Origin of the sequence: Corynebacterium sp. c3Ub_189, assembly GCF_039907195.1 — a bacterium.
GTDB lineage: Bacteria > Actinomycetota > Actinomycetes > Mycobacteriales > Mycobacteriaceae > Corynebacterium.
In genome coordinates, this window is sequence record NZ_JASBOF010000003.1 from 14,554 (window position 1) to 24,958 (window position 10,405).

At 61.6% G+C, this 10,405-nt stretch carries 11 protein-coding genes; 6 read left to right on the forward strand and 5 right to left on the reverse strand.

Annotation, left to right across the window (positions count from 1 at the left end):
• Positions 1-30 precede the first annotated feature (30 nt).
• From QKD99_RS02195 to QKD99_RS02205, 3 genes are read left to right on the forward strand one after another with little or no spacing between them, the layout of a single operon-like run.
• Positions 31-525, forward strand: coding sequence for an NUDIX hydrolase (locus QKD99_RS02195; protein ID WP_347950592.1), 495 nt, complete (start codon positions 31-33; stop codon positions 523-525).
• 29 nt (positions 526-554) lie between these two features.
• On the forward strand, positions 555-1,538 hold the full coding sequence (locus QKD99_RS02200) for an ABC transporter ATP-binding protein (RefSeq protein WP_347950593.1): 984 nt from the start codon (positions 555-557) through the stop codon (positions 1,536-1,538).
• Between the two features lie 6 nt (positions 1,539-1,544).
• Complete coding sequence (locus QKD99_RS02205) at positions 1,545-2,324, forward strand: ABC transporter permease subunit (protein WP_347950594.1); 780 nt, start codon at positions 1,545-1,547, stop codon at positions 2,322-2,324.
• 116 nt (positions 2,325-2,440) lie between these two features.
• Here the strand turns inward: QKD99_RS02205 and cls are convergent, their stop codons facing one another.
• The 4 genes from cls to QKD99_RS02225 form a co-directional block, all read right to left on the reverse strand.
• On the reverse strand, positions 2,441-3,904 hold the full coding sequence (gene cls / locus QKD99_RS02210; RefSeq protein ID WP_347950595.1) for a cardiolipin synthase: 1,464 nt from the start codon (positions 3,902-3,904) through the stop codon (positions 2,441-2,443).
• Complete coding sequence (locus QKD99_RS02215) at positions 3,905-4,714, reverse strand: exodeoxyribonuclease III (RefSeq protein WP_347950596.1); 810 nt, start codon at positions 4,712-4,714, stop codon at positions 3,905-3,907. It abuts the gene before it with no gap.
• Between the two features lie 111 nt (positions 4,715-4,825).
• Entirely contained in the window at positions 4,826-5,815 is a 990-nt protein-coding gene (locus QKD99_RS02220; protein ID WP_347950597.1) for a GNAT family N-acetyltransferase, read from the reverse strand.
• Positions 5,815-6,438, reverse strand: coding sequence for a peptide deformylase (locus QKD99_RS02225; RefSeq protein ID WP_239278272.1), 624 nt, complete (start codon positions 6,436-6,438; stop codon positions 5,815-5,817). Before QKD99_RS02225 ends, QKD99_RS02220 begins: the two co-directional genes overlap by 1 nt.
• Here QKD99_RS02225 and QKD99_RS02230 point away from each other — a divergent pair.
• The 3 genes from QKD99_RS02230 (at position 6,437) to QKD99_RS02240 (ending at position 8,853) form a co-directional block, all read left to right on the forward strand.
• Positions 6,437-6,712, forward strand: a complete 276-nt coding sequence (locus tag QKD99_RS02230; protein ID WP_284814485.1) for a DUF3263 domain-containing protein — start codon at positions 6,437-6,439, stop codon at positions 6,710-6,712. The two genes, QKD99_RS02225 and QKD99_RS02230, sit on opposite strands and share 2 nt — an antisense overlap.
• A gap of 23 nt (positions 6,713-6,735) precedes the next feature.
• On the forward strand, positions 6,736-7,536 hold the full coding sequence (locus QKD99_RS02235; RefSeq protein WP_347950598.1) for a LytR C-terminal domain-containing protein: 801 nt from the start codon (positions 6,736-6,738) through the stop codon (positions 7,534-7,536).
• A gap of 180 nt (positions 7,537-7,716) precedes the next feature.
• A complete protein-coding gene (locus tag QKD99_RS02240) occupies positions 7,717-8,853 on the forward strand; it encodes a glutamate--cysteine ligase (RefSeq protein WP_347950599.1) in 1,137 nt (378 codons plus the stop codon).
• Between the two features lie 24 nt (positions 8,854-8,877).
• Here the strand turns inward: QKD99_RS02240 and QKD99_RS02245 are convergent, their stop codons facing one another.
• Positions 8,878-10,392, reverse strand: coding sequence for a glycosyltransferase 87 family protein (locus tag QKD99_RS02245; RefSeq protein WP_239273378.1), 1,515 nt, complete (start codon positions 10,390-10,392; stop codon positions 8,878-8,880).
• Positions 10,393-10,405: the final 13 nt, after the last annotated feature.

Below are 10,405 nucleotides of genomic sequence, written 5' to 3' on the forward strand. Positions count from 1 at the left end.
ATACCCGCGTGTGTGGCTAGGATAGGCAGCATGCATAACCCTCACAGTGGAGACGGCTGGGCGGCAGGCCCCGGCGGCATTCGCGTCTGGGGAAAATTTGGTGCCGCCGGCCTGTTCCTCGTCGCCGGGCGCAAGGTGCTCCTCCAGCACCGCGCCGCGTGGACCAATCACGGCGATACCTGGGGGATTCCGGGTGGTGCCCGCGATTTTACGGAGACGCCCACCCAGGCCGCTCTGCGTGAAACCCATGAAGAATGCGCGATTGCACCCCAGGACGTAGAGGTGCTCGACGCGCGCGTAACGGCCGGGCCCTATCCCGCGGCGGGGGATCTGCCGGGGGAGTGGACCTACACCACCGTCCTAGCACGCACGCGCACCGGCGCACCGCTTCCTACTACAGCTAATGAAGAGTCCTATGAGCTGCGCTGGGTGCCTTTTGAGGAGGTAGAAAGCCTCCCCCTTTTGGCCGCCTTCCGTCACGCCTTTCCCGCCCTGCGGGAGAGTGTGGAGACATTGAACAGGTAAAGTTGCCGGATTTATGGCACGCTAGTGCCATGATCGAAGTAGAAGGACTGACTAAACAATATAAGTCTGTCCGCGCCGTTGATGATCTCACCTTTCAGGTAAAACCCGGTATGGTCACCGGGTTCCTGGGCCCCAATGGCGCGGGCAAATCCACCACCATGCGCATGATCCTGGGCTTGGATACGCCCACGGCCGGCAGGGCGCGCATCAACGGCAAGCACTACCACGAGCTGAAGGATCCCCTGCGTGAGGTAGGCGCCTTGCTCGATGCCAAAGCGGTGCACCGCAACCGCAGCGCCGCCAACCACCTGAAATGGATTGCGCAGTCCAACGGCATTTCTACTTCCCGCGTTGACGAGGTCTTGGGGCTGGTAGGGCTTTCCGACGTCGCCGGTAAGAAGGTCGGCGGCTTCTCCCTCGGCATGGGCCAGCGCCTGGGCCTAGCCGGCGCGCTGCTCGGTGACCCGGGCATCCTCATCCTGGATGAGCCGGTCAACGGCCTTGACCCGGAGGGAATTCGCTGGGTCCGCCAGCTCGTGCGCGCCCTAGCCGATGAAGGCCGCACCATTTTGATTTCCTCCCACCTGCTCTCGGAGATGTCTCAGACCGCCGATCACCTCGTGGTCATTGGTAAGGGCCGCTTGGTGGCGGATCAGCCCACCTATGACTTTGTGAAGGACCACTCGCAGTCTTCCGTGCTGGTGCGCTCCGATCACCTCGATGCCTTTGGCTCCGCGCTGCGTGCAGAGGGAATCGCCTTTACCGAGTCCACCGACGAGGAAGGTCGCCCCCGCCTGGTGATTTCCAACCAGACCACCGATTTTGTGGGCCAGCTGGCCTACTCCACCGGGGTGCCGCTCAATGAGCTCAGTCTGAAGCGCGCCTCCTTGGAGGATGCCTTCATGGAGCTTACTGGCGACGCCGTCCAGTACCACGGCTCCACCGGTGCCCCCACCCCCGGAACCGCTGGCGCCGCCACTCCGTTCGCTCGACCCACCCAGCAGGAGGTTTAATTCGCCATGCTGAATACCTTGAAGTCCGAATGGACCAAGCTGCACACCACCCGCTCCTTCTGGTGGACCACCTTCATCTTCCTCTTCTTTGTGTGGGGCTGGGCTATCTTGAATGCTCGCCTTACCCAACCGGCAGAAACCCCCGAGGATGCCGCGTTGGGCATGGGTGTTATCACCCCGGATGGCGCGGTGTCTGTTCTTTTGGGCCTTGGCCTGCCCGTGCTCATGATCCAAGCCATCATGATCGTGACCACCGAGTACCGCTATGGCACGCAGACTATTACGTTTATGGCTACCCCGCGCCGTTGGTCGGTGGCCTTGGTCAAGCTGCTCATGTACGCGGTTATCGCGGCCGCGCTGACCTTTATCGCCGTGGCAGGTGCTTACCTGCTTACCGAGCTTTTTGCCCACGATGAGGTAGCCGCGCAATTCCACCCTTGGGACGATGAGATGGGCCAAAAGCAGCTGTGGAAGTACCCCCTAGCCGCCGCGCTCCTTGTCCTCTTCGCACAAGGCCTAGGACTGCTGCTGCGCTCTACGGCCGGTGCCGTGGCTATCGGCCTCATCCTCTTCCTTGGCGTGGACAATCTCGTAGCCACCATCCCCAAGGTCGGCAGCAAGCTGGCGAACTTCATGCCGTTCAAGTCTTTCCAGTCGTGGCTGCTGGAAATGGAACCGGTTGATGCTCCGTGGAAGGAAAACTGGGGATTCTGCCTGGTATTTATTGCCTGGGCCGTTATCCTGTGGGGCCTCGGTGTCCTCTTGCTACAAAAGCGCGACGCTTAGGCATCTCACCGCTTAAGCTCTTTACCGCCCCGGTCGGCAGTTCATTCGCTGCCTACCGGGGCGGTTCTTTGTCTCTGCAGTTATTTCCGCTGCAGCTGCTGCAGCCGGTGCCCGCTTTATTGCAGCGCGGAGGTTAGGCGCATGACATTATCCACGTAGCGGCGGATGAAGCCGCGCTCATTCCACTCCTCAAGGGTCAGCTCGTGGCATACGGCGCGGTAATTGGCCACGAGCTGGTTGAACTGGTCAATGAGGTCTCCCTTGGCCACCAGCATGGTGGATTCATAGTTCAGGCCGAACGAGCGCGGATCCATATTGGAGGAGCCGAACATGCACAGCGGGTCGCGGCCGGGGTCATCCGGGTCGGTGATGATGAACTTGGAGTGCAGCACAAAGGGATAGGGGAATTGGTAGATGTGCACGCCCGCCTCCAGCAGCGCCTGGTAGTAGGAGGATTGGGCGTGGTTGACCATAAACTGGTCCGCCTTTGCCGATACATAAAGTTCCACGTCCACGCCCCGGTAGCAGGCGGTGGTCACGGCCTCCAGTAGGGATTCATCCGGGACGAAGTAGGGCGAGCACAGCACCAGCCGGTCTTTGGCGTGGTGTACCAAGGAGTTGAACATGCGCAGGTTGGGCTCCGTGGTGTAACCAGGGCCGGAAGGGATTATCTGGAGGTGGTTGGCGTCGGCAGTCTGGGCGTCGTCATATGGCAGCTCATCCAGTGGCAGGTTCTCTTCTGCCTCGAGGTACCAATCCACGGCGAAGATTGCGGACATGGAGGTCACAATCGGGCCGGAAAGCTCCACCATGTAGTCAATCCAGTAGCGGTCCTTGGTCTTGTACTGGCGCTTAATCATATTCAGCGAGCCAATAAAGCCCACCTTGCCATCGATGATGACCAGCTTGCGGTGATTGCGCAGGTCAGGGCGGCGGAAGCGGCCCTTGTGCAGCTGGATGGGCAGCATGAGATGCCAGTCGACGCCTATCTCCGTTAGCCGCTTGCCCAGCTTGAAGTAGCCCTTGTACTTGAAGCTGCCGATCTGATCCAAGAGCAAGCGCACCTTTACACCTCGGGCGGTAGCCCTGCGCAGCGACTCAAAGAAGACGTCTGTGGTCTCATCCCAGGACTGGATGTAGATCTCGATGGATACGTACTTCTCGGCGCGGTCAATAGCGGCGGCAATGGCGCGAATGGACTCGTCATAATCCGCGTGCAGGCCCAGGTTGTGGCCCACCAATGCTGGGAACCCAGTCAGCTCGCGGTTAAGCCGAATAACCGACTCTACTTCCGCTGAAAGGAGGCCCTGCGGATGATCCGGGGTGCGGGCCGTGACGTTTTCAATCTGCTCGTTTGCTTCTTGCTGGATGCGGTGGCGACGCCGGTTGATATACGGCGAGCCCATGAGCAAAAACAGCGGCAGGCCGATAAACGGCAGCACCAGAATTGCCAGCAGCCACGCGGTCGAACTGGAAGGTCGGCGGCCTTCGGGCACGAAGCCAACGGCAATGATCTTGATGCCGTAATCAAGGATCAGGAATACGAGCTGCCAGAAGCTGAGATCAAGAGACCAAGACATTTAACGCACGGAATTGAAATCGGGCAGATTGTAATCTGCGAGAAGCGGACAGTGATCGGAGGTTTTATCGCCGGCGCGCTCCACCATGTCTACCTGTGCGCCGGTCACATGCTTGGCAAGCGGGGCTGAAGCCAACTGGAAGTCAATGCGCATGCCTTCGTTCTTCTGGAATCGCATGCCTTTGTAATCGAAGTAGGTATAGCGCTGGTCCTCCGTGAACCGGCGGGTAACCTCCTCGAGGCCTGCTTCTTCCAGCATCTGGAACGCGGCGCGCTCTGGCTCGGTGACATGCGTCTTGCCACGGAATGCCTCAATATCCCACACGTCTTCATCGCGCGGGGCAATATTGAAATCACCGGTCATAAGCAGTTTGGACTGCGCATGATTTTCCGCATAGCGCGCCAAGTGATAGAGAAAGTCCAGTTTGTAGTCATAATGGCGATCCGTGATCTCGCGGCCGTTGGGTACGTAGAGAGACCAGATTTCTACGCCACGGACGTGAGCCCCGAGTGCTCGGGCCTCACGGTCCTGCGGCTTTTCCGGATCCTTGGCAAAGCCCGGCTGGCCCGGAAAGCCGACCAAGACCTCCTCGGGCTCTTCCTTGGACACAATGGCCACGCCGTTCCACTGATTGAGCCCGTGGCAGGTGACATGTAGGCCCGCGTCCTCGAAGGCCTCGCGTGGAAACTTATCGTCTTTCACCTTAGTTTCCTGCAGGCACAAAACATCGATGTCGTGCTTGGAGATAAGGTCCAGCGCCCGCTGTGTGCGGGTACGAACGGAGTTAATATTCCACGTGGCGATGCGCATGCCATATAGGTTACCTGGGTAGTGAGTCAAGCTCACTACCCAGCCCACAAGGAACAGCGGGCAGTCCCATAAGGCTCACCGCCCAGACCGGGGAAGGACGCAGCGCGGGGCTCAGTCCCGCAGGCGGGCGTAGATGCGGCGGTGTTGTTCGATGAAACCGAGCTTCTCCGCCAGTCGCACGCCGGCGATATTCGAGGCCGGCACGGTGAGGTAGGCGTGCTCGGCGCCGTTGTCGTGGCCCCAGTGCAGCAGGTGCTGGAGTGCGAGCGTGCCGCATCCGCGGCGGCGGAAGTCCTCGGCCACTTCGACGGAAGAAAGACCCAGCCACGTGGTGCCATCGCCGGATTCGCTCAGGGTGCCGCGGGCAATGGCGATGGTCTCGCCATCAAGGACTAGGCGGCCAAAGCCGAGCGTTCCCTCGACGTGGGCGTCAAGACTCTGCAACGCCTCGGCAGGAAGGGCCTCGGTGTGGGATTGATACATCGCCAGCCACTCGTCGTCGGGCTGGGCAGTGAGGTGGAAGGTGGGGGAGGAAGAGGGGGCGTCGGCAAGCGAGGGCAGATCCCGCAGGACCATGGCGAGGATCTCTGGCTCGGTCTCCCAGGCGGGGTCGGCGAGCAGGCGCTCAGCCGGCTTGCCAATGCGCTCCGGGACTAGCAGGCGCACCGGAAGATCGTGGCGGGCGTAGAAGGCCTTAATCTCCTCCAGTGGCACTGGTGTAAAACCGGCCGAAGGCCCCACGGGCACGGCCGAGTTGGAGTGGCCGGAAACCCCGTCGCTCGCGCGCAACAGCCAGGAACCGTCGTTGGTCCAGGCGTGGTCTGTGCCGGGGAAGGCCGCGGCCGCGGCAACCTCGACGGCGCGGATATCGGAATTGCGGACCATACGCGGAGAGAGCCGCTTGATGATCTTCAGCTGCTCTGGCGGGATCTCCACCGCATCTAAGTCGGAAGGGTAGCCGCCGACCTCCTGCGGGCGAATGACCAGCGGATTGAGGCTGAGCACGTGCCCAATGACATCGCTATGGACGCCGCCGAAGTCGCGCCGGGCCACCACGCGCTCGCCTACCTGGACGGCATCGGAGCGGAAAATGCGAGACATTAGTCGTCGTGGCCGAAGGGATCGGCGTCCTCACCCGGTACCCAGGAATAGCCCGGCTCAGTCCAACCATTGCGCTTGATGGCTTTTTTGGCCTGGCGCTTATAGCGGCCGATGAGGGTATCGGTGTAGAGGAAGCCATCGAGGTGGCCGGTCTCGTGCTGCAGGCAGCGGGCGAAAAAGCCATAGCCCTCGACGGAAATGTCATTACCGTTCTCGTCCTTGCCGGTCACGCGCGCCCAGTCGGCGCGGCCGGTGGGAAAGCCCTCGCCCGGCACGGAGAGGCAGCCCTCGTCATCGGAGCCGTCGTCGGCAGGCATGGTCTCTGGAATCTCGGAGGTCTCCAGCACGGGGTTAATAACGCAGCCCTTGCGCATGCCCGCCTCCTCGGACGGCAGCTCGGTGCCATTGGGGCCGTCCGTATCGGGGCAGTGGTAGACAAAGAGGCGCTTGCCAATTCCTACCTGGTTAGCGGCCAAACCTACGCCATTGGCGGCGTCCATGGTTTCATACATGTCTGCAATGAGCTGCTGCATTTCCGGGGTGGAAATCTCGGATTCTTCCACCGGTTGGGTGGGTTCATGAAGCACGGTCTCGCCGTGGATAACGATGGGGCGAATAGTCATGTCTTACAGTTTAGGCATGAACCCCTTGTCTGACCTAGACGCCGCCATTTTGGACTTCGAGGAAACCGCGCCGCGCAGCATCGGCCGCAAGGAAGAGGCTATCCGCGCGCAGCTGGACATCTCCCCGGTGCGCTACCACCAGCGCCTTAACCTGCTTCTCGACGCCCCCGCGGCCGCCCAATCACATCCCCTCCTGGTTGCACGGCTGCGTCGGCTGCGCGAAGAGCGGGAAAACACGCGGCGCGCCGCGCGGGGAAATCCCCCATCTAGTTAATGCTGGGTACTAGTGTTGCGTATGTGACTAATGTGAATCCGGAAAATTCAACCGACAAGGTATCCGACGAAACCCGCGCCGGCTCCGCTGCCGGTGCGTCTGCTTCCCGCGCAGCTAAGCGCCCCGCTGGTGGCGGCGCGCACGCCAAGAAGGGCGGGCTGCCGCTGCGTGGCCTGGCTATGGTCCTCATCGCCGTGGCCGTCATGCTTGGCCTTTGGGCTTTGTACTCCATGACCTCGGGAGACGATGACTCCACCGTTGCCTCCGAGAGCAAGCAGGAAAACTCCACCGGTTCCACCATCGGTGCCGCGCCCGAAGGATCTGCCGGCCCCGACGCCGCAGGCTCCCGTGCCCCTGGCGCTTCCGAAGGTGCTAGCGCCCCTGCCCCCGCACCGGCGCCCGCACCAGGTGAAGGCGATGCTGCAGGCGACCCGGCCGCTTCCGGCGCTGCCGATGAGCGAGCCGCGGCCAAGGGAGATGCCGCCGCAGGTGAAGAAAACGCCCACTCCGCCGCGCGCGACCGCAACGATATTAAGGTCAGCGTTCTCAATAACTCCGGCGAGGTAGACAAGGCCAAGAAGGAAGCCGATTCCCTCAAGGGCGGAGGCTTCAAGGTTGGCTACGTGGGTAACCTGCCTGGCGATGTCCTCACCGTTCCAAAGACCACCGTCTTCTTCCCAGAAGGCGATACCTCCGCTGAAGCACTGGCTAAGGAAGTAGCCGCCCGCTACCAGGCTGATGTCGCCCCGATGAATCGCGACCTGCCTAAGGAAGCAACCGATGACGGTGCCGTCGTCGTCGCTCTGGCGGTACCGCAGGCCTAAGCAAGCCGCGCACCTGACTTAAAGTCCAAGGCCATCCGGCCGAAGAGCAAGCACCATAGTTCTTCGGCCGAACGCCTTGGACTTTTGTGATCTGAACGTTTCCGCGCCCGCACGTCCGCCGGTGTGAACAGGTTAAATAAAATTCACTCCTTAATACCTGTCACCCGTTAAGCTGAATGGGTGAAGATCCCGGCAGAACAATTCGCCCGCTCTCCCGAACCAACGCTCGGCGTGGAATGGGAGGTGGCGCTCGTGGACCGCGAGACGCGCGACCTTGTCCCGCGCGGCGCGGAACTCATTGACCTCGCCACTGCAGCCCACCCCGAGATTCATCTGGAAAAGGAATTCCTCCAGAACACGGTGGAGCTGGTCACCGGCATCTGCCATACCGTGCCGGAAGCCATCGCTGATCTGAGCACTTCCCTGAAAGCAGTGGAAGAAGCAGCCGACAAGCTGGGCATAGACATCTGGGCCTCTGGCGGCCACCCGTTTACGGACTTTCGGGAGAACCCGCTTTCGGATAAGCCCAGCTATCAAGAAATCATCTCGCGCACCCAGTACTGGGGCAAGCAGATGCTGCTATGGGGAACGCACGTGCACGTGGGCGTTAGCCACGAGGACCGCGTATGGCCCATCATCAATGCATTGATGACCAAGTACCCCCACCTGCTAGCCATTTCTGCGTGCTCGCCTGGGTGGGAGGGCCTAGATACCGGCTATGCCTCCAACCGCACCATGCTGTACCAGCAGCTGCCCACCGCAGGCATGCCGTATCAATTCCGCGATTGGGCCGAGTGGCAGTCCTATATGCGCGACCAAGCGATTTCCGGCGTTATTAACCACACCGGTTCCATGCACTTTGATATTCGGCCGGCGTCCAAGTGGGGCACGGTGGAGGTGCGCGTCTCTGATGCGACGTCCAACCTGCGCGAGCTGTCCGCCATCGTGGCGCTGACCCACTGCTTGGTGGTGTACTACGACCGGCTTATCGACGCCGCGGAGCCCCTTCCCACCCTGCAGCCCTGGCACGTCGCAGAAAATAAGTGGCGCGGTGCCCGCTATGGCATGGATGCGCTGGTGATTACCTCCCGCGAGACCGATGAGGCCTGGGTCAAGGATGAGCTAGCACAAATGGTAGAAGAGCTCGCCCCCATCGCCCGCGAGCTGGGATGCTTTAATGATCTGCAGCTTATCCACGAAATTATTGATGGCGGCGCCGGCTATGAGCGGCAGCGCCGTCTCTTCAAAGAGACCGGCAGCTGGCGCGAGGTGGTCGAGGAGACCTGCCGCGAGTTGCATACCTTCCGCCCGCTCTAAAGCGACAGGAAGGTTGGCCCGGGGCTAGTCCTCGGAGCGCGAGTGGCGACCGTAGGCCGGGGTATCGGGGATATCGGTGATGTCCTGAGCCGCCGGGAAGGCGCGCGTTTCCGGCCCTACCGCGGGCATTTCTGCCGTTTCATCGCTGACGGGTTGCGCTGCCCGTGGATGGCCCTGGCTCCTCCGGCTCGTAGCTGCCGTATTAAACGAGCGCGCCGGGAGTGCCTCGGCCTCCGCGGAAGCAGGTTGCGCGCCAGCGGTCTGCGCGGCATCGAGCTGCGCGCTAGCGGGCTGCGCAGGCAGGTGGTGGCGGCCTGGGGCGGGCGCTTCCTCTTCCGGCTGGGTGCCAGGGATAAAACCCCACACCGCGTAGAAGGCGATAAAGAGGACGCCGGCGCCGGTGAAGGCCAACATTCCCCACGGCTGCAGATCCCAGTGGTTGAGCGAGCGGCTAGCAGCAGACAGCCACACGGGGGCGGAGATGAACGGCAGGGTCACCGCACACATCGCCAGCACCGATACGAGGCCAGCGACCTGCGCGCCAAGGATGCCGGGCAGGCGCTTGCCCAGACCCTGGTTGACGGCAACCAGCACGACGATGGCCAGCGGCACCGTCCACACCCAATGGTGATACCAAGAGAAGGGGGAGACCAAGCAGGAGCTGATGCCAGCAAGCGCAAGTGCGGCGGAATTATTGCGGTGCTTCATCGCGGTGCGCAGCGCCAGGCAGGTCAAAATGAAGACCACGACCACGGCGGCGAGCCAGATCCAGCCGCCATCGATGCCCCACGCGCGGACCATCACCGAGCGAATGGACTGCGCACCTGGGTTGGTGTGCTCGCCCACGCGGGAGGACTTAAAGATAGCGTCGGTCCAGAAATCGGCGGCATCCGGAATGGTGACGAAACCAATGGCAACGGTCACTGCGAAGGTAAGGATGGCGATGATCGCTTGCCACCAGCGCTTCTGGAAGAGCAAGACCAGACCCATATAGGCCGGGGTGAGCTTCATACCCGCGGCCAAACCAATTCCGATGCCCGGCAAAGCGCGCTTGCGCGGGAGGATGTCCAAGGCCACCAGCAGCATCAAAAAGATGTTGATCTGGCCAAAGAATAAGGTGCCGTGCACCGGCTCATTCGCCGGGGTGCAGCACAGCAGCAAAAGGCCCAGCAGCCACATTGCCGGGGAGAGCTTGAGACCGCGCTCGCGCAGGACCAGCATAATAACCGTGAACAAGGCGAGGGCGGTGCCGCCCTGCCAGAGAAGGATCAAGGGGGCGTCGGCAAGCCTGGAAAGCCACGTGAAAAGAGTTCCGGAAAAGGGTGGATAGGTAAAAGGCAGGTCGCCTATGTAAGCGTTATCGTAGAGATCCGCGCCTTGGGCCACCTCTCCGCCGGCGAGCCAATAAATCTTCAGATCCAGGGGAACGCGCCACACAAAGGCGCTATTGCCGTCGAAGATACTGAAGCGGTAGACGATGACGCCGATAAGAGCGGCGAGCACAGTCACCACAGTGGGAAGCCCATAAAGCTTTTTCACGGTGAAAAGCGTC

Bases quoted from the DNA above. Each gene is read 5' to 3' on its own strand.
- QKD99_RS02195 (WP_347950592.1), top strand. From the start codon at position 31: ATGCATAACCCTCACAGTGGAGACGGCTGGGCGGCAGGCCCCGGCGGC.
- QKD99_RS02200 (WP_347950593.1), top strand. From the start codon at position 555: ATGATCGAAGTAGAAGGACTGACTAAACAATATAAGTCTGTCCGCGCC.
- QKD99_RS02205 (WP_347950594.1), top strand. From the start codon at position 1,545: ATGCTGAATACCTTGAAGTCCGAATGGACCAAGCTGCACACCACCCGC.
- cls (WP_347950595.1), bottom strand. From the start codon at position 3,904: ATGTCTTGGTCTCTTGATCTCAGCTTCTGGCAGCTCGTATTCCTGATC.
- QKD99_RS02215 (WP_347950596.1), bottom strand. From the start codon at position 4,714: ATGCGCATCGCCACGTGGAATATTAACTCCGTTCGTACCCGCACACAG.
- QKD99_RS02220 (WP_347950597.1), bottom strand. From the start codon at position 5,815: ATGTCTCGCATTTTCCGCTCCGATGCCGTCCAGGTAGGCGAGCGCGTG.
- QKD99_RS02230 (WP_284814485.1), top strand. From the start codon at position 6,437: ATGTCTTACAGTTTAGGCATGAACCCCTTGTCTGACCTAGACGCCGCC.
- QKD99_RS02225 (WP_239278272.1), bottom strand. From the start codon at position 6,438: ATGACTATTCGCCCCATCGTTATCCACGGCGAGACCGTGCTTCATGAA.